This window comes from Elizabethkingia miricola (genome assembly GCF_001675285.1).
GTDB classification, from domain to species: domain Bacteria; phylum Bacteroidota; class Bacteroidia; order Flavobacteriales; family Weeksellaceae; genus Elizabethkingia; species Elizabethkingia miricola.
This window is the reverse complement of record NZ_LSGQ01000007.1, coordinates 51,897-71,104: the sequence shown is the minus strand read 5'-3', so window position 1 is coordinate 71,104 and position 19,208 is coordinate 51,897. Positions and strand designations below refer to the sequence as shown.

Here is a 19,208-nt window from a genome sequence, read left to right as displayed (position 1 = left end):
GAAATAATATATTTTTCAACCCATTAACATAACAATATCACGATAAAACAATTGAAATACATGAACAATTAACAAAAATAATCTTTTAAAATGAAAATAAAGCAACACCTTACCAGCAAGCACTTTAAACACAAATATGCAGTTTTTCAATATTGGACATGATATAATTCATCATACTAAATCCTGATTTTATAAGTCATTCTAAAAGGATAAAAAAACAGAAAATTCACAAATCTATTTCTGCATCAAATAAAAAAGCACGGAAATAATTTCCGTGCTTTATATAGTATAATTAAACTAAACGCTTATTTACGCTTCACATGAAGAACAAGAAACAAAGTTTACCATTAATTCTTTAGAAACTGAAGAACTTCTCTGGTAGTATAATGTTTTCACCCCTTTCTTCCATGCCTCTATATAAAGATAATTAACATCCTTCACAGGCATTGTAGATGGTATCTGTAAGTTAAGTGATTGCGCCTGATCAATATATTGTTGTCTTTGTGCAGCCTGAGAAATAATCTCCATTGGAGAAATTTCTTTAAAGGTTTTAAATACTGCTTTTTCGTCCTCAGTAAGTTCTGCAAGATGCTGAACAGAACCATGGTTTAACATAATTGTTCTCCATGTTTCTTCATTATCAATACCTTTTTCTTCCAGTAACTTTGCTAGATATTTGTTCTTACGCATAAAGTTACCTTTTGCAAGACCAGCCTTATAATAGTTAGAAGCAAATGGCTCAATTCCAGGAGACGTTTGTCCTAAAATTGCAGAACTGGAGGTTGTCGGAGCAATAGCCATAGTGGTCGTATTTCTTACACCGTAACCTTTTAGTAATTCAGGCTCGCCATAAATATTAGCCAATTCTCTCGAAGCTTGTTCTGCTTGTTCTTTAATATGCCTGAATGCTCTTGCATTGAACTGAGTAGCCTCGAAACTTTCGAATGGAATCATATTCTTCTGCAGATAAGAATGGTATCCTAATACACCTAAACCTAAAGCTCTGTGACGCATTGCAAAGTTTCTTGCACCCTGTAGATAGTAGTTGCCTTCCGTTTTATCAATAAACTCGGATAAAACAGCATCCAGGAAGTAAATTGCAAGCTTTACAGCATCTGTATCTTTCCATTCATCATATAACTCAAGATTCATAGAAGACAAACAACAGATAAATGACTCTTCCATAGAAGAAGGCAGCATAATTTCAGAGCAAAGATTACTTGCATTAACCGTCAATCCTAAATCTTTATATACCTGAGGCTTGTTTCTGTTTACGTTATCACTGAAGAAAATATATGGTAATCCTTTCTGTTGGCGGCTTTCTAATACTCTTGCCCAGATTTTACGCTTCTCAATATCACCATCAATCATATCCTGCATCCAGTAGTCTGGTACGCAAACACCTGTAAATAAATTCTGGATTGGGCTTCCGATATCCTTAATAGAAAGGAATTCTTCAATATCACCATGGTCAATATCCAGATATGCGGCGAAAGCCCCACGGCGAACTCCACCCTGAGAAACCACGTCCATAGCAGTATCGAAAAGCTTCATAAAAGAAACAGCCCCTGAAGATTTTCCATTATCAGTTACGGCAGTACCACGGTGACGAAGTTCTCCAAAATATCCAGATGTACCCCCACCAATCTTAGTCTGCATAATAACCTCTCCCATCTTGTGAGTAATACCTTCTATGCTGTCAGGAATATGAACATTAAAACAAGAAATAGGCAAACCTCTCTGCGTTCCCATATTAGCCCATACCGGAGAAGAAAAGCTTATCCAGCCTTTTGTAATCATTTCTTCAAAAGCCGGTTGTAATTCTGGCTTATACAGTCTTTTTGCCGCAGCAGTTGTAATTCTTTCGATGGCACCTTTTACAGTTTCCCCTTTCAGCAAATATCCTCTGTTCAGCATTTGCTCGGACTCTTCATTCAGCCACCATATGTTTTGTTCTTCCATAATATTTTTATTTTTACGAATTTCGGTTAATCACAACCCCGCCGAAATTCTGTTTTTGTTATATTGATTGTAAAAAATTAACCTGATGCGAGCCATTTAATCCACTCTCATCTCTCAGCCTTTGAAACTCTTTAAAAGAAGGAACATTCAGCACTTCGTACTGTATTTCTTCACTTACATAGTTGGAATAATGCAAAAATGTTATTCCGTCTTCCTTTAAATAAACTTTATATTCAAACTTAGACTGATCAAGTTGTTTAAAATCCTCCAGAAACTTTTTAATATTGGTTTTATTTTCTTCAACATATTCAGGCCTTACTGTATAGCTAACCAATACATTAATCATAGTTTCTAGGATTAATTAAAACAAATCGTTTGCGGTAATACTCTTATCGTGTTTAGTATAGTCTACTGGTCTCTTCGCAAAGAAGTCATCCATAGAATTAGCAAACACTTCTTCTTCAAACCACATCATTGGACGATACTGCTCTGGAGAAACATTGTAGCGTGTTGCCATGTTGATTTTTTTCAAACTGTCATCTACACGGTACTTCATAAAGTTCAGCAAATCTTCTTTAGAGAAATTACTTAGCTCACCCAGTTCGAATATCCAGTCAAGGATCTCAGCTTCCAGTTCTACAGACTGGTCTACTAATGTATAAATATCTTCGATATCAGAATCTGTAAGCAGCTCAGGCTGTTCTTCTCTGATTTTGTTAATTAAATAGATTCCGGCATTAGCATGTATTTGCTCATCAACAGATGTCCATGCAATAATGTTGGATACATTTTTCATGTAACCTTTGAATCTTGTAAACGAAAGAATAATGGCAAACTGAGAGAATAATGAAACGTTTTCAATTAAAATACTAAACAACAATAGAGAAGAAACATACTCTTTAGGTGTTGCAGAATTCGCATGCTTTAGAACATTAGAAAGGAAATCGATTCTTTTCTTTACCGCAGGAATTTCCACTACATTCATAAACTCATCATTGTAGCCTAATACCTCCAATAAACGCGAGTAAGCTTCTGAATGGCGGAATTCACACTCTGCAAAAGTAGCTCCTAAACCATTTAACTCAGGCTTCGGCAGGTGATTATATAAATTCCCCCAAAATGTCTTTACCGATACTTCAATTTGTGCAATTGCCAACAATGCATTTTTTACCGCATGTTTCTCGTGAGGTTCCAACTGTGAGTGGAAATCCTGCACATCTGCTGTAAAATCTACCTCGGAATGTACCCAAAATGATTTGTTAATTGCTTCTATAAATTGTAAGACCTCTGGGTACTCAAAAGGCTTGTAACTGATTCGTTTATCGAAAATTCCCATAATGATTTGTGTATTTTAACTGAGTTCAACCAAAAACTTTTCTTTAACTGTGAAGTTAGATTACAAATTTATCAAAAGGTCGTTACAATAAAAAGTGGAAAAAGCCGTCATCCCCGTCAAAGCCTTATTTCTCGTAAAAAAGTTATCCACATTTATACCTAAGTACCTATGTTTACGCTAATTAAGAGGTGGATATTATTATAAAATGCCTAATTACGTACTATATATTAAACACTTATTTTTTTTTGCCTGAATTAAAGCACTTATCGGTTAAACAATTTAAAATTATCCTCAAAAACATTTTTCGTGTAACAAACTGACTTTCTATACTACCAATTAGTAAAAATCGTGAAATGATTACAATTGAGAATCTTGAAAAATCTTATGACACCGGAAAAAGCAAACTTCATGTTCTGAAAGGGATCAACCTTAATATTAAAGAAGGCGAGTTTGTATCTATTATGGGATCATCCGGCTCAGGAAAATCTACTTTACTTAATATTATAGGAATATTAGATGAAGCTGATTCAGGAGTTTATGAATTGGCAGGAGTTCCGATTAAAAATCTTAACGAGGTAAAAGCAGCAGATTACAGAAGTAAGTTCTTAGGTTTTATTTTTCAGTCATTCAACCTGATCTCCTATAAAACAGCATTGGAAAATGTAGCACTACCACTCTATTATCAAAACGTTTCCAGAAAAGAAAGAAATAAAAAAGCACTGGAATATCTGGAGAAAGTAGGTCTTGCTCAGTGGGCAGATCACTTACCCAGCGAACTTTCCGGAGGACAAAAACAAAGGGTAGCTATTGCCAGAGCCCTTATCACCAATCCAAAAGTAATTCTGGCGGATGAACCTACAGGTGCACTGGATTCCAAAACAACATACGATATTATGAAGCTGCTGCAGGAGATTAATAGCGAAGGAAAAACAATTGTAGTTGTAACCCATGAACCTGATGTTGCCGCACAGACCAAACGTAATGTTGTCCTGAAAGATGGCGTTATTGAAAGTGACGAATTTATCAAACAATTAGTATTAGAATAATGAATATATAAATGTGGATAAGTGATTCTGATAACAAAAACGATTACTGACCACTTTTAATTAATAAGCTTTATTCACTATTAACATACAAAATATAACAAAATATGTTCGATATAGACCGCTGGCACGAAATATTCAGTTCTATCCGAAGTAATATACTCCGGACAATTTTGTCGGGAGTAACTGTCGCTTTAGGACTTTTTATTTTTATTGTCCTTTTTGGTATTGGTAACGGATTACAGAATTCATTTCAAAATGAATTTAATGGAGATGCTGCAAACCTTATTACGATATTCAGTACACAGACTTCCAAGCCTTATGCAGGGATGCAGTCCAATCGTAAAATTATCATGCGGAACAGCGATTATAAAGAAATTACTGATAAAAATAAAACTCAGATTGAATCTGCTGCCCCACGTTATAGTGCCAATATGATGGTAAAGTATGGCAAAGAAAGTGGTAATTATCAGATTTCCGGTACCAATAGCGACGAAATAAAAATAGAAAACAGACTCGTTACAGATGGCAGATATATTAATGCATCGGATGTAACACGCCAGCAAAATGTTGCAGTAATTGGTCGACTGGTTCAGAAAGACCTTATCAAAAATGGAAGTCCAATTGGTAAAAGAATCAATATTAACGGAACCAGCTTTACTGTAGTCGGGGTATTCTCCGATAACGGTGGCGACTGGGACGAGCGTATGATTACCGTTCCGGTAAGTACTTTGCAGATGATGAAAAAAAGTTCGGATACACTGAACACTATTTTCGTTACCTACGATAAAAAAATGTCTACTCAGCAAGCTATTGATCTGGGAAATGACATAAAAAAGGATATGAAGAGTAAGCACCGTATAGATCCGACAGATGACAATGGTATTATTGTAAGAAATAATGCTGAAAATATGAAAGACACCTTACAGTTCATGCTTGTATTAACTGTTATTGTAGGGGTTATTGGTGGCGGAACACTAATCGCCGGAATCATCGGGATCAGTAATATTATGGTGTATATTATCAAAGAGCGAACAAAGGAAATAGGTGTAAGGAAAGCTATTGGCGCCAGACCAAACAGTATTGTGGCTCTTATATTACAGGAAAGTGTGGTTATCACAGTAATCTCCGGACTTGTCGGTGTACTATTCGGTTTACTAACACTTAATCTGTTAGGAAATAGCTTGGAACCATATTTTATAAAAGAACCAAAAGTAGGCACAGGAATGGTAATTTTCGCCTTTTTATGCCTTGTAATTGCAGGTGCTATTGCAGGATTTGTTCCGGCTTACCGTGCCTCCAAGATAAAACCAATTGAAGCATTACGAACAGAATAAAAACCTGACAAAGTGAAATTATTATTTAGTTTAGATACATGGCAGGAGATTTATTACTCACTGCGCAATAACAAACTCAGGACTTTCCTTACCATGATTGGTGTAGGCTGGGGTATGTTCCTGTACGTAAGTCTTCTGGGAGCTGCCAAAGGTGTGGAAAACGGATTTAATAAGGCCTTTAATGGCTTTGCTACCAACTCTATATTTATGTGGGCGCAGAGCACTTCTATCCCCTATGGAGGATTCCCAAAAGGAAAATTAATGAAGTTGCACACCAACGACATAGAAATGTTGAAAAATAAAGTTCCGGGCATTAAGTACATTTCACCACAAAACAGTCGTGGAGCGCGTTTTGGAAAACCCGAACCATTGGTACGCAACGGAAAAAAAGGCAATTACGGAATCACCGGAGATTATCCCATCGGAGACGCTATCAGTAAAAAGAAATTAACATTCGGGCGATATATCAACGATGCCGATATATCCGGCAACAAGAATGTTGTAGTAATCGGAAATGAGGTATATGAATCTTTTTTCGATGCAAAAAAAAGAGAAAACCCTGTTGGTAAAACAGTAACAATAAAAGGAATATATTTTACTGTTATCGGAGTTTTTAAAGTGGCTACCAATGGTCCCAGAATGGAAAGCAATGATATGGTTTTTATTCCTTTTACAACATACAACAAAATGTTTAATAACGGAGATGTTGCCGAAATGTTTGCTGTTGTAGGGAAAGACAATGCAGATCTTGCTCAGATAGAAGATAATGCAAAAAGAGTATTAAAAGAAAAATACCATGTATCTCCTGAAGATGAAAATGCCTACGGAAGTTTTAACCTGGGGAAGGAATTCAAAAAGCTAACAGGTTTTCTTACCGGAATGCAGTTTCTTACCATTATTGTAGGAACACTTACTATTATTGCGGGAGTTATTGCCATTTCCAATATTCTTCTGATTACAGTAAAAGAACGTACTAAAGAGATTGGTATTCGTCGTGCACTGGGAGCCAAACCTTCGGAGGTTCGTAACCAGATCCTTTTGGAGAGTGTCGTTATCACACTTAGTTCAGGCCTTATTGGTTTCTTCCTGGGTATATTCCTACTTATGGGGATTAATGCCCTCACAGAAAACAATGATGCATTCCCGTTTTATAATCCGAGTGTTAATTATTCCAACGTATTCTCTGCCATGTTTGTGATGGTATTCCTGGGATTGATTATCGGACTTATTCCGGCACAAAGAGCAGTAAGAATAAAACCTATTGAAGCATTAAGAACAGAATAAAACAATGAATAGGTGAATAAGTGAATTGAGGTGAATATATCAATAAAATAGTATGTTATGTTTTTAAAATTGAATCATCAAAATCTGGAAGTTTATAAATCAGCAAAGAAGCTACTTAATGCATCTTATGATATTCTTGAAAAATTACCTGATTCTGAAAATTTTAATTTAAAAAGCCAACTGAAACGAGCATCAACATCAGTACTATTAAATATATCCGAAGGGTCATCCAGAAAATCAAAAACAGAAAGAAACAGATTTTATGAAATCGCAAGAGGCTCAATAGTAGAAATCGATACCTGCTGCGAGGTTATTATTGAAAGAAATTATATAAAACCAGAAGAATTGACAGAATTAGGAAATTATATCGTATCAACATTCATTTTACTAAGTAATCTTTTAAAATCATAAAAATTAATTATTCACAATTCACTCATTGACACATTCACAAACGACTGATTCATTACCCATTAATTTCTATTAATAAAAAAATAATAATTATATGAAAAAGAAGCTCAACTTCAAAAAAATCATTTATATCATCTTAGGAATTATCCTATTGCTGGTTCTTTTTAAAGGTATCAGTTATATGATCTCGTCCAATTCTGCGAAGGAAGAGGCCTTCTTAACACGTAAACCTACTATACAAACACTGGAGGATAAGGTGCTTGCAACTGGGACAATTGTGCCACGCAGGGAGGTTGAGATAAAACCAAATATTCCCGGGATTATAAAATCTATCCACGTAAAACAAGGAGATAAAGTAACAGCAGGACAATTAATCGCTACAATTAATGTTGTACCTAGTATTTCTGAGATGAATGCTGCACAACAGTCTATAAAGGACGCTGAATTGCAGATTGGCAATGCTAAAATTACTTTAAACAATCAGCAAAAGCAGTACGATATGCAAAAAAGGCTTTTTGCACAGGGTGTAATTTCCAAACAAGAATATTACAATGCTGAACAACAATATAAAGGTGCTGCACAATCTGTATCAATTGCAGAGCAACAGTTAAGAACAGCTGAAAAGCGCCTTCAGATTGCCAGAACCGGATCTACACCAGAATTACAAAGTCTGGCAACAACCCAGGTTCGTTCCAAGCTTAATGGTACTATTCTGGAAATTCCTGTAAAAGAAGGAAGCCAGGTTATCGAAGCAAATAACTTCAATGCCGGAACAACTATTTGTACTGTTGCTGACCTTAATTCACTTATTTTTAAAGGTACTATCGATGAAGCGCAGGCCGGAAGACTAAAAGAAGGAATGAATATGAATATCATTATCGGGGCTTTACAAAATAAGACTTTTCCTGGAAAGCTAACGTTAATTGCTCCTAAAGGAAAGGATGAAACAGGAAGTATTAAATTCCCTCTGGAAGCAGATGTATTCAATCCTAACAACGAGTATATCCGCGCAGGATTCTCTGCCAATGGCGAAATCATTATGAACAGCCAGAAAAATGCTCTTCTTTTGGATGAATCTCTTATCCAGTATGAAAAACAGAACAACAAAGACAAAGCTTTCGTAGAGGTAAAACAAAAAGACGGTAAGTTTAAAAAAGTATATATAACTCTTGGTGCTAGTGATGGTATCAACGTACAGGTACTTTCTGGTATTACTAAAGATTCTGAAATCAAAGTATGGAATCCTTCTGAAAAGGATAAGGAGGAATTAAAGCAGAAAAACGCTAAATAAGTTTAAATTAGATATTGTTAAAAGAAGCGCCGTGGACTTTGTCTGCGGCGCTTCTGAATTATATAATCAGATAATTACTTACTTATAGTTCTTTGAATCTTCTGGCTAAACAGCCATTTCAATAAATCAGGTTCTGCAAATGCCGAATCCCAGCTGTTATGGTTTGCTTCGGGGTATAAAGTATATTTTACCTTTACTCCGTTCAGTTTCATTGCTTTTACCATAGCATCTGAAAACCCTGAAGGTACTACATCATCTTTTCCACCATGAAAAACCCACCAGTTTGTAGCTTTCAGATTAGAAGCTGTGGATGGTTCCGCCCCGCCACAGATTGCAATAGCTCCTGCAAATACTCCCGGCTTGCGGTTCACCAGTTCAAAAGTTCCCATTCCTCCCATACTAAGCCCCATAATATAAATCTGATCCTGTTTTATATTATACTGTTTTTGTAGATTTCCAAAAAGACCGGATAATAGTGACATCGCTTTTGTTGGAACATCGTTATTGGTGAAATAAAATTTTCTTTGCCCTACATCATCGGACACTATTTGTACGTTGCTCCAATAAGAATCCTCAGGGCATTGTGGAAAAACTACAATTGCCGGGAAATTTTTCCGATTACTATCATTCAAAAATAACTTTCCTCCATGAGTCAGCTGCTTCTCATTATCATTCCCACTTTCCCCTCTCCCATGCAGAAAAATAACCAACGGATATTTTTCCCCCGGATCGAAATTTTCAGGTAATAATACCCTGTAAGGTAAGGTCTGTTCTCCTTGTGAAAATCTGAATTTCTTGAACAATGAAAAATCCTGAGCAAAAAGAAAACTTACCCACATTAATGCTAAAACGAAACCTAACTTTTTTATCATATTTCAAAAATATAAAAAAGCAGCTTTTCAGCTGCTTTTGTTATTATTTATTCCAGTTTATTTTCGCATGTTTTACATCATGAGAATTTGTGCCTATCATAATATCGAATTCTCCGGCCTCCCAATCATACTTCAGTTCCGAGTTATAAAACTTCAGATCTTCCGGCGTAATTGTAAAGCTTACTTTTTTAGATTCACCAGCCTTTAAAAACACTTTTTGGAAACCTTTCAGCTCTTTTACCGGACGAGTCACGGATCCTACAATATCACGAATATATAATTGTACCACTTCATTTCCGTCGTATTTACCATTATTCGTCAATGTTATACTTGCTGTTAACTGATCGTTACCACTCAGTTGCGTTTTATTCAACTGTACATCTGAATATCCAAATGAAGTATAGCTTAAGCCATAGCCAAAAGGGAAAAGCGGTGTATTACATTCATCTATATAGTTAGATCTGAATTTCTCAAATTCACATTTATCCGATTTGTCATCACTTAATGGGCGGCCTGTATTTTTAGCATTATAATAGATTGGAACCTGTCCTACACTCCTTGGGAATGTCATTGGTAGCTTTCCGGACGGATTGACTTTACCATACAATACATCTGCAATTGCATAACCTGCTTCACTTCCTGCAAACCAAGCATTAACGATAGCATCAGCCTGCTTATTTTCATCATTTAAGACCAACGGGCGTCCTGTAAAGAGCACCATCACAATTGGTTTACCTGTCTTTTTAAGCTCTGCCAATAAATCTTTCTGAGCCTGAGGAATCTCTATATTCGCTCTGGAACTCGATTCTCCACTTAGTTCGGCTGTTTCACCAATAGCCAATACCACAACATCTGCTTTTTTAGCCGTTTCCACAGCTTCTTTCAGCAGTGCTTCTTTAGACCGGCTGTCTCTGTTGGATACTTTACCAAACATTGTCGCCTTTTCTTCCATTTTAGCATCATAGAAGACGTTGCTTCCTTTTGCATAAATGAAATTGACCCCTTTTACAGTTTCTTTAAGACCTGTCATTATAGAAACAGCGTCTTTTGTGCGGGAAGCTACACTCCAGGTTCCGGTCATATTCTCGTTATTATTGGCTAAAGGTCCAATAACAGCAACTGTTCCTGATGCTTTCAGAGGCAGAATCTGTTTATCATTCTTAAGCAGAACCATTGACTGCGCTGCAATATTTCTGGCTTCTTCGCGATTGGCTTTATTGAAAACCTCAGCTTTAGATCTTTTTTCATCAGTATATCGATACGGATCATCAAAAAGTCCCAGATCATACTTAGCTTCCAGAATTCTTCTGGCTGCAGTAGTAATTTGCTGTTCTGTTACTTTTCCTTCACTTATGGATTTTTTCAGTGTTGTTAAAAATCCTTCACCAACCATATCCATATCAATACCTGCGTTCATTGCTAAAGCTGATACTTGCTGCAGATCTCCCATTCCATGCTGAATCATTTCATTGATTCCGGTGTAGTCCGTTACAATAAAACCATTAAAGCCCCATTGCTTACGCAACACATCATCCATCAGCCATTTATTACCTGTTGCGGGAATACCATCAACCTCGTTAAAGGAAGCCATTACAGATCCTACTCCGGCATCTACAGCAGCTTTATATGGTGGAAAATACTCGTTGAACATTCTTATATGACTCATGTCAACCGTATTATAGTCACGTCCTCCTTCCGGTGCGCCATACAGTGCAAAATGTTTTACACATGCCAGTATGGTATTTTTAAGAGATAAGTCTTTTCCCTGATAACCATAAACCATGGCTTTTGCAATCTGACTTCCAAGGTATGGATCTTCTCCCGATCCTTCAGAAACCCTTCCCCATCTTGGCTCTCTGGAGACATCTACCATCGGTGAGAACGTCCAGTTAATGCCATCTGCAGAAGCTTCCTGTGCTGCAATCTGTGCAGATCTCTGAATAAGATCCATATCCCATGAAGCAGAAAGTCCTAAAGGAATCGGGAATGTAGTTTCATAACCATGAATAACGTCCATTCCGAAAATCATTGGAATCTTAAGACGGCTTTTTTCTACAGCCACTTTCTGTACATCCCTTATTTTACCAACACCTTTTATGTTGAATAATCCTCCTACTAATCCCTGTTCAATTTTTTTACCTATATCAGAACTTTGAGCCTGTCCTGTTGTAAAATCTCCGGATGACGGCAGATTAAGCTGTCCGATTTTCTCATCCAAAGTCATTTTTGCGATTAACTGATCTACAAATGCCTTCTTTTTAGAAGTATAAGCTTCTGTTTGAAAGCTTTGTACCGGCTGATGTACCAACTGTGCTGAAAACAGAGGCGCAAGAATAAGCCCGGCTATAATTGATAGTTTCTTCATATTATTTTTTAGTTTATTTATTGTCTCAAATAAAGACATTAAAAATTAAGACTAATATACAAAATTTTATTTTACTACTTTTCTCCCTTTCGAAGGGTATTTTGAAGTAGTAAATCCAAGTTTTTTCAAACCTTGCTGAACCTCCGGAGCATTCATAAACAATTGCCAGATTAATCCGGAACGATAGTTCTCCAACATTACAACTTCTGGTCCCTGATCTATCGCCAGATACCATTTAGCAGTCCAATTGTACTGAGGGCTCAATGCATCATAGAACCCCGCTAGCCCCCATGAATCAGGATAATTTTCATACAGATTACGTATGAAAGCTATAGACTCTTTGGGTGTATATACAATGGAGCTAATAGCTGCAGTAGGAGAAACAACACCTACATCATTTCCCGGCATATGCGCATTATAACCTGTACTTCCATCCTCATTTCTGGAATAAGATGCTGTCAATCCCCAGAAATCTTTTCCATAAGCCTTATAAGCTTTGGGATTTTCAACAGCATAGGAATAATTGATCATAGAGTGATCATAATTCAGTTTCTGATAATCTGCATACTGATCTTTCAACCCGTTAGGATCCAAACCAAGATAGGAGTAATGTGCCCAAAATAAAGGTCCTCCATAATTTTCCGCTCCGTTATGTTTTAATATTAACGGAAAACCATAAGCTACTTTATCTGAAATAATCTTACCACTGCGTGCCCAACCTTTATCATAGGCTTCTCTGCTTATCGTATGAGTTGGAGATGAAGCGCCCATTACATATGTAATTAAACATTCATTATAACCTTCCAATTTGAAGTTCATATCCCATGCATAATTTGGAGACCAGTGCCAGTACAGGGCATTTTCACCACCCTTTGTGTACCAATTCCATTCTATACCTTTCCATAATTTATCATACTTCCCTGCCAAAGCTTTTTCTTCAGCTGTACCATTTTTAAAATACTCCCGTACAACAAGGAAGCCTTGTGCCAGGAATGATGTTTCTACAAGATCTCCACCATTATCTTTGGTTCCGAATGGTTTTACTTTTCCTGTTTCACCATCTATCCAATGAGACCAGGCTCCATGAAAGCGATCTGCTTTTGTCAGAAAATCTGCTATTTTATTTAGACGTTCTACAGCTTCTTTTCTCTTAATATAGCCTCTGTTTGCAGCAGAAATAATAGACATTAGCCCAAATCCTGAGCCTCCAGTAGTAACAATATTCGCATCACGATCCGGATAATTACCGTCAGGATGATAGCGTTCCCTTGCCATGCCTGAATGTGGCTCGGCAAAATCCCAGAAATACCGGAAAGTCTGTCTCTGAACTTTATCCAGTAGCTGATCATCCGTTAGCTTTTTAACATCTGGTTTCTTATTCCCCTTAACAGGACTTTGGCTACTGCAGGTAATCCCTGCAATAGCCAAAGTGAATATTAATATGTTTTTAAACCTCATTAGTAACCTGGGTTTTGAGTCAGAACATTCTGACTTTGTGTAATCGCATTAAATGGTATTGGGAACAATTCATTTTTTCCTGCTTTAAATCCATAAGAAGCTAAAACAGTTGCCGCCTGACCTGTTCTCACAAGATCTACAAAACGGTCTCCTTCCATCGCCAGCTCAACTCTGCGTTCATGCCAAATTGCAGTTCTTAATCCTGCCTGAGATGAAGCCGTTGTATCTCCTAATTTTGCTCTGTTTCTTACTTTATTCAGAGAAGCCTGGGCAGCACCTGTATTCCCTAATTCATTTGCAGCTTCAGCATTGATCAAAAGAATCTCAGCAAATCTTAATACTCTGATATTTTGCACAGATCCCTGGCCACAAGTTGCATCTTGATCTGCTTTAGGAACATAAGCTTTATAGCTGTATGTATCTACAGAAAGTGGATCTCCTTTTTTGATCAGATCTCCTTCCGGCGTTGTCTGCCCTTCTCTCAGTATGGTAAATTGTTTTCTGATATCTCCTGGCTCAAAAGCATCTTCTAAAGCTTGTGACGGAGTAAAGAATCCCCAGCCGAACTGATTTCTTACACCTTGTACTTCTGCATACTGACTTCCTCCATATTGTGCACTACATGAACAGTCAACTTCAAATACTGATTCCGGTCCAAATTCCCCTTTCACACGGAATAAGTGATTAAAATCCGGATCCAGAGAATATCCCATTGCCATTACCTGATTTGAGGTATCATAAGCTTTCTGCCAGTCTTTTTTATACAAATAAACTTTTGATAATAAGCCTAAAGCTGCTCCTTTTGTAGCTCTTCCTAAATCAGAAGCACCATACTTATCAGGAAGTGCCTGTGAAGCACTTAAAAGATCTGATATAATGAAATTATAAACCTCATCCTGAGAATTTCTTGGTTTATTATAATTCTCCTGAAGACCATCGAAAATAGGAACTCCACCATAAATTCTTACCAAGTTAAAGTAGAAATAAGCTCTAAGGAATTTAGCCTCAGCAATTATTCTACTTTTCATCGTAGCATCCATATTAATTTCAGGAACTCTTGTAATAACCTGATTAGAACGTGAAACGGCCTGCCACTGACCTGTCCAGTATCCTTCTACACCACCATCACTGGCTGTATAAGTAAATTGGTCGTATGCATTAATAAATGAAGCATCTCCAGGGTTAGATCCTTTGATCACATCATCTGCTGGCACTCCAAATATGAACTGGTAAGGGAAGGCTGAGTTTTCCCAACCTCTTAAAAAGCTATAGATAGCATTAGTTGCCTTCAATGCGTCATCCTGTGTTTTGAAGAAGGCAGATTCTTCAGTCTGTCCTTCAACTGGTATATCTAAAAAGCTGTCGTTCTTACATCCTGCGAGAAACGAAACAACCGCTATTGACAAAAATATTTTTTTCATGATCTTTAATTAAAAGGTTAGGTTCATACCAAAAGTATAAATCGCCGAAATTGGATAGATATTATTATCAATACCCATCTGCACTCTGTCACTGTTCATAATCTCTGGAGAGAATCCATTGTATTTGAAGCTTGTCCACGGGTTTTGTGCACTGAAATACAATCTTAGTTTCTGAACAGCTAACTGCTTTGTAAACTCTTTAGGCAGTGTATACCCTAACTGAATATTTCTGATTCTGAAGAAACTTCCGTCTTCAACAAAGAAACTACTTGGCAATATAATTGCCTGATTATTTGTTGTCATTGGATAAGAATTGGAAGTTCCTGCCCCCTGCCATCTGTTTTTGTAGAAATCCAAATCCCAGTTTTCGTTTCCGTAACGCTGTTCTCTGTTATAATTATAGATCTTATTACCTTGGACTCCCTGGAAATCCATAGCAAAATCGAAATCATATACGCTAAGATTAAATCCAAAACCATAAGTATATTTTGGAATAGGGCTTCCTAAGAACGTTTTATCTCTGGCATCAATAACGCCATTACCATCTAAATCTGCAAATTTGAATCCTCCGACTGCTGCATTTGTCTGCTGTGGTGCTGCATTGATATCAGACTGGTTCTGGAAAACTCCTGCAACCTGATAACCATAATAAGATCCTACCGGCTGCCCTGTTTGTAATCTTATAATAGTACTACCAAATAAGTGTGCGCCTGGTTCATTATAAGAATCCAGATAAACACTTGTTATCTTGTTTTTAATCGTTGTAATATTGGCATAAACACCCAATCTGATATTCTCACTGATTTTAGTATCGTAATTTACAGATGCTTCAAAACCTCTGTTGTTGAATGAGTAAGCATTGGTTATGAATTCTGCCCAGTTACTTGCTCCAGAGATTGAAGGCTGATTAATTCCATATACAACATTTTTGGAATCCTTATCAAAATACGTTGCTTCAATTTTTAATTTATTATTCAGCAATGCCATTTCTACCCCAATATCACGACCTGTCGTTGTTTCCCAGTCTATGTCAGTATTAACGATTTTAGTTACTGTTTCAGCAGGGTTTCCTATACCACCAAAGTAAGCTCCCGAATTAATGATGGTTGTCAGTTTATCATACCCTCTCGTTATATCCGGATTCCCCAATTTCCCCCAACTGGCTCTTAATTTCAAAAGATTGAATAGGTTCTGATTGCTCATAAAGCCTTCTTTGCTAATCACCCATCCTACACTCACTGCAGGGAAAGTTTTAAATCTGTTATTAGAGGAAAAACCTGTAGCTCCATCTCTACGGACAGAAGCATTTACTAAATATTTACCTGCATAATCGTAGTTTAATCTGCCGAATAAAGACTCAATACGATTTTTATACGGAACCATATCTACATCTTTGTTGGATGTAAAGGTTACTAAGTCTACACCGTTAGAAAGAACCAAATCTCTGTCATGACCAGTATAAGGTATATCAAATACCTTACTGTAAACACCATGATAATAATTTTGGGTACGTGAGAATCCTCCCAAAACTTCTAAATGATGTTGGTTAAAGTTCTTTTTCCATGACAAAATATTATCCCATACATACCCCTCCGTTCTTGTATCTCTTGTAATCAGGTTAGATCTTGTCGGAGTTTGATTTGGGTTGTAGTTATTAATTGCATTATACTCATACTTATATGAATTCGTATGATCTATAGTATAACTTACTTTAAAACTAAAGTCTTTTAAGAATTTAACTTCTGCCCAAATATTATTCAAAATACGGTCCTGCTTCTCTTTTGATCTGAGCAAATCTAAGGTTGCCCTAGGGTTAGCCAATGAAATTAAAGAAAAAGGATCATAATTACCTGTAGCCGGATTGACAGGATAGTAAACAGGTGGCGCTCCATATGCGGCTAACAAAGGATTACTCGCAATATTGGTATTTATATGCGACCATGTAAAGTTATTTCCAACGGAAATATTATTATTAATTTTATAGGTAAGATTAGCTCTTGTATTTAGTCTTTGGAAGTTATTTCCAGAATTAACTCCTCTGCCTGCGGCAAGTGTTCCACCATCATCCAGATAGCCAATACTCGCAAAGTAATTCAGTTTTTTAGCCAAAGTTCCGGATGCCGAGAAATCATTCGAAGTAATAAACCCGGTTTTCAATACCTCATTAAACCAATCTGTGTTGGCAGGATAATTTGCTCTTGAAATAAATTTGGTAGGATCAGTAACTCCTTCATTTCTTAGCTTTTCATTATAAAGCTCTACATACTGATCAGAATTAGCCATTTTAGGAATATTCGTTACCGTTTTAACACCTATATAAGAGCTAAAATTGAATACCGTTTTATTTTTTCCTGATTTTGTTTTGATAATAACTGCACCATTACTAGCTCTGGCACCAAAAATCGCTAAACTGGATGGATCTTTCAGAATACTCATTGATTCTACATCCTGTGGATTAAGGAAAGAGATATCATCAGTAATCATTCCGTCAACAATAAATACTGTCTTTCCGGAAAGGGAACTAATTCCCCGAATATCTACTCTAGGAGATCCTCCGGGAGCTCCAGAGTTCTGAATCTGAACCCCGGCAACTTTTCCCTGAATAGAACTAATTGGATTGGGGTTAGGCTTATCCGCAAGATCTTTGGCACTAATTACACCAATACTTCCGGTAACATTTTCCTTCTTCTGACTACCATAACCAATCATAACTACCTCTTCGATAGCCTTTTCCTTGGTTACTGTGTCATTTTTTTTGGTTTGAGCATGTACGTCGGCACCAAAATAAAATGCCGCTACAAGGCACGAAACCTGTAACACTTTTTTGTTCATACTAATACTTCTTTACTTTAACTTACATTCAATTGTCTCCAAAAAAGACTATATCAAATATATATTAATTTCTCTTAACATTACAACAACTTTTTTTAACATTTTATTATAAAAAAATAAAAACCCCTTAAAAAGGGGTTTTATATTGTTCTGTAAGCCAAATAATTAATGTTCCACTCTGAGTGTTCTTTTGCGAAGAAGCAATACCAGATTAAGGAATATAAGGAGAAAATCTAAAGTAATCCATATAGCTTCTGTAACAGTATCATTAACATAAGCATTGACTTTTTTGACACCCAGATCGGACAAACGCTGACTTTGATTGATATAATTTCGTACCTCTACCAATTGGTCTTCATTTTTATTTACAACGGTATGCTGTGAAAAATAAACCAATTTTTTCTTTCCAATGAAGCCCATTAGCCAGTATTCATCAGAATTCTTTACATTAAAATATTCTATTCTGTAATATCCGGATCTGATTATACCCAAATGGTTAATAACATCCTCAGCATCCGGACCTTTATTAATTCTTACCGTATAGAAATCTATAGGTTGCTGTAAATTATTGATAATCTGAACGGATAAAGAGTTATCCGTAAGTCTTGGAAAGCTCTTTTTGAAAAACCACCAGCTAAAGAAAGCAATACCTCCGACAGTAATAACCCAGCGAAGTATTTTTATAGAAAGTGCCAGTCGTCCCGTTCGTATTGTGGATAACAATAACGAAAGACACAGAAATATAAAGAGTATTATGGCAATAGCGTACATCATAATTTTCAACAAAAATAAGATTTTCTGTGGAATAGCTCTACACTACTGCATTCCATTCGTCATAAAATTGCTGTAGAAAGTTTTCCATATACTGGTGTCTTACAGCTGCCATTTCTTTTCCGGTATTAGTATTCATCATCCCTTCCAACAATAGAAGTTTTTCATAAAAATGGTTAATTGTAGTGCCAGAAGATTTTTTGTATTCTTCTTTTGACAAATTAAGCCTTGGTTCTTCCCCCGGAATATGGATAGGATTATTTTTAAAACCGCCGAAATTGAAAACTCTTGCAATTCCTATTGCCCCGATAGCATCCAGACGATCTGCATCCTGAACCACCTGTAATTCTATTGGCTTTTCTTTAGGTGCTTCATTTCTGTTCTTAAAAGATATATTTCTGATAATAAATATTACCTGCTGAATAATATCTTCATCTACATTCTGATTTTCTAAAAAGCTTCTTGCCGTATCTGGCCCTATATTTTCATCACCATTATGAAATTTAGGATCGGCAATATCATGTAATAATGCTCCTAACTCAACAACTTCTGTATTACATTTTTCTGTCTCAGCAAGCTTTTTAGAAAGTCTCCATACTCTTTCAATATGAAACCAGTCATGCCCTGCTTCTGCCCCTTCAAGTTTTTTCTTTACAAATTCAATTGTTTTAGAAATTAAATCACTCATGAATTAAATTTTATTGTTTGATTATCAATTACCGGAAATAGAAATTTTGTTGTTAAAAACAGATTAAAAGCCAAAGACCAGCTTTTAAAATCAGAAGAATTAAAATTCATTTTCCGACCACAACAAATATACATTCTAGC

15 protein-coding genes are annotated in these 19,208 nt (G+C 36.4%); 5 read left to right on the top strand and 10 right to left on the bottom strand.

Features of this window, described 5'->3' with window-relative positions; all coding sequences use genetic code 11:
• Positions 1–309 precede the first annotated feature (309 nt).
• The 3 genes from ATE49_RS08555 to ATE49_RS08545 are packed head-to-tail and all read right to left on the bottom strand — an operon-like array spanning position 310 to position 3,298.
• Positions 310–1,965: a ribonucleoside-diphosphate reductase subunit alpha gene (locus tag ATE49_RS08555; protein ID WP_024567722.1), complete on the bottom strand. Its 1,656-nt coding sequence runs from the start codon at positions 1,963–1,965 to the stop codon at positions 310–312.
• Between the two features lie 55 nt (positions 1,966–2,020).
• Complete coding sequence (locus ATE49_RS08550; RefSeq protein ID WP_065081828.1) at positions 2,021–2,308, bottom strand: hypothetical protein; 288 nt, start codon at positions 2,306–2,308, stop codon at positions 2,021–2,023.
• A gap of 15 nt (positions 2,309–2,323) precedes the next feature.
• Entirely contained in the window at positions 2,324–3,298 is a 975-nt protein-coding gene (locus ATE49_RS08545) for a ribonucleotide-diphosphate reductase subunit beta (protein ID WP_034866536.1), read from the bottom strand.
• Between the two features lie 353 nt (positions 3,299–3,651).
• Here ATE49_RS08545 and ATE49_RS08540 point away from each other — a divergent pair, with 353 nt between their 5' ends.
• The 5 genes from ATE49_RS08540 to ATE49_RS08520 all read left to right on the top strand — a co-directional run bounded on the left by ATE49_RS08540 (position 3,652) and on the right by ATE49_RS08520 (position 8,661).
• Positions 3,652–4,344: an ABC transporter ATP-binding protein gene (locus tag ATE49_RS08540; RefSeq protein ID WP_065081827.1), complete on the top strand. Its 693-nt coding sequence runs from the start codon at positions 3,652–3,654 to the stop codon at positions 4,342–4,344.
• Positions 4,345–4,448: 104 nt separating this feature from the next.
• A complete protein-coding gene (locus tag ATE49_RS08535) occupies positions 4,449–5,678 on the top strand; it encodes an ABC transporter permease (protein ID WP_034866540.1) in 1,230 nt (409 codons plus the stop codon).
• 93 nt (positions 5,679–5,771) lie between these two features.
• Complete coding sequence (locus ATE49_RS08530) at positions 5,772–6,962, top strand: ABC transporter permease (protein WP_078781557.1); 1,191 nt, start codon at positions 5,772–5,774, stop codon at positions 6,960–6,962.
• 57 nt (positions 6,963–7,019) lie between these two features.
• A complete protein-coding gene (locus tag ATE49_RS08525) occupies positions 7,020–7,373 on the top strand; it encodes a four helix bundle protein (RefSeq protein WP_024565989.1) in 354 nt (117 codons plus the stop codon).
• 91 nt (positions 7,374–7,464) lie between these two features.
• Positions 7,465–8,661: an efflux RND transporter periplasmic adaptor subunit gene (locus ATE49_RS08520; protein ID WP_034866546.1), complete on the top strand. Its 1,197-nt coding sequence runs from the start codon at positions 7,465–7,467 to the stop codon at positions 8,659–8,661.
• A gap of 74 nt (positions 8,662–8,735) precedes the next feature.
• Here ATE49_RS08520 and ATE49_RS08515 read toward each other — a convergent pair whose 3' ends face one another.
• The 7 genes from ATE49_RS08515 to ATE49_RS08485 form a co-directional block, all read right to left on the bottom strand.
• A complete protein-coding gene (locus ATE49_RS08515; RefSeq protein WP_065081825.1) occupies positions 8,736–9,533 on the bottom strand; it encodes a carboxylesterase family protein in 798 nt (265 codons plus the stop codon).
• 43 nt (positions 9,534–9,576) lie between these two features.
• Entirely contained in the window at positions 9,577–11,898 is a 2,322-nt protein-coding gene (gene bglX / locus ATE49_RS08510; RefSeq protein WP_065082006.1) for a beta-glucosidase BglX, read from the bottom strand.
• A 66-nt stretch (positions 11,899–11,964) separates the two neighbouring features.
• Entirely contained in the window at positions 11,965–13,356 is a 1,392-nt protein-coding gene (locus ATE49_RS08505) for a glucoamylase family protein (protein ID WP_065081824.1), read from the bottom strand.
• Positions 13,356–14,777 carry a RagB/SusD family nutrient uptake outer membrane protein gene (locus ATE49_RS08500; protein ID WP_065081823.1) on the bottom strand — a complete coding sequence of 474 codons (1,422 nt, stop codon included), beginning with the start codon at positions 14,775–14,777 and terminating at the stop codon, positions 13,356–13,358. The genes ATE49_RS08505 and ATE49_RS08500 overlap by 1 nt, the downstream gene beginning before the upstream one ends.
• A 9-nt stretch (positions 14,778–14,786) precedes the next feature.
• Complete coding sequence (locus ATE49_RS08495; RefSeq protein ID WP_065081822.1) at positions 14,787–17,609, bottom strand: SusC/RagA family TonB-linked outer membrane protein; 2,823 nt, start codon at positions 17,607–17,609, stop codon at positions 14,787–14,789.
• A gap of 165 nt (positions 17,610–17,774) precedes the next feature.
• A complete protein-coding gene (locus ATE49_RS08490) occupies positions 17,775–18,383 on the bottom strand; it encodes a hypothetical protein (RefSeq protein WP_233174353.1) in 609 nt (202 codons plus the stop codon).
• A gap of 37 nt (positions 18,384–18,420) precedes the next feature.
• Positions 18,421–19,068, bottom strand: a complete 648-nt coding sequence (locus ATE49_RS08485) for an HD domain-containing protein (RefSeq protein ID WP_065081821.1) — start codon at positions 19,066–19,068, stop codon at positions 18,421–18,423.
• Between the last annotated feature and the right edge of the window lie 140 nt (positions 19,069–19,208).

What these genes read in the sequence shown, in the direction of transcription:
- ATE49_RS08525 (WP_024565989.1), top strand. Translation starts at nt 7,020, where the DNA reads ATGTTTTTAAAATTGAATCATCAAAATCTGGAAGTTTATAAATCAGCA.
- ATE49_RS08500 (WP_065081823.1), bottom strand. Translation starts at nt 14,777, where the DNA reads ATGAAAAAAATATTTTTGTCAATAGCGGTTGTTTCGTTTCTCGCAGGA.
- ATE49_RS08535 (WP_034866540.1), top strand. Translation starts at nt 4,449, where the DNA reads ATGTTCGATATAGACCGCTGGCACGAAATATTCAGTTCTATCCGAAGT.
- ATE49_RS08545 (WP_034866536.1), bottom strand. Translation starts at nt 3,298, where the DNA reads ATGGGAATTTTCGATAAACGAATCAGTTACAAGCCTTTTGAGTACCCA.
- bglX (WP_065082006.1), bottom strand. Translation starts at nt 11,898, where the DNA reads ATGAAGAAACTATCAATTATAGCCGGGCTTATTCTTGCGCCTCTGTTT.
- ATE49_RS08550 (WP_065081828.1), bottom strand. Translation starts at nt 2,308, where the DNA reads ATGATTAATGTATTGGTTAGCTATACAGTAAGGCCTGAATATGTTGAA.
- ATE49_RS08490 (WP_233174353.1), bottom strand. Translation starts at nt 18,383, where the DNA reads ATGATGTACGCTATTGCCATAATACTCTTTATATTTCTGTGTCTTTCG.
- ATE49_RS08520 (WP_034866546.1), top strand. Translation starts at nt 7,465, where the DNA reads ATGAAAAAGAAGCTCAACTTCAAAAAAATCATTTATATCATCTTAGGA.
- ATE49_RS08530 (WP_078781557.1), top strand. Translation starts at nt 5,772, where the DNA reads ATGATTGGTGTAGGCTGGGGTATGTTCCTGTACGTAAGTCTTCTGGGA.
- ATE49_RS08540 (WP_065081827.1), top strand. Translation starts at nt 3,652, where the DNA reads ATGATTACAATTGAGAATCTTGAAAAATCTTATGACACCGGAAAAAGC.
- ATE49_RS08485 (WP_065081821.1), bottom strand. Translation starts at nt 19,068, where the DNA reads ATGAGTGATTTAATTTCTAAAACAATTGAATTTGTAAAGAAAAAACTT.
- ATE49_RS08505 (WP_065081824.1), bottom strand. Translation starts at nt 13,356, where the DNA reads ATGAGGTTTAAAAACATATTAATATTCACTTTGGCTATTGCAGGGATT.
- ATE49_RS08515 (WP_065081825.1), bottom strand. Translation starts at nt 9,533, where the DNA reads ATGATAAAAAAGTTAGGTTTCGTTTTAGCATTAATGTGGGTAAGTTTT.
- ATE49_RS08495 (WP_065081822.1), bottom strand. Translation starts at nt 17,609, where the DNA reads ATGAACAAAAAAGTGTTACAGGTTTCGTGCCTTGTAGCGGCATTTTAT.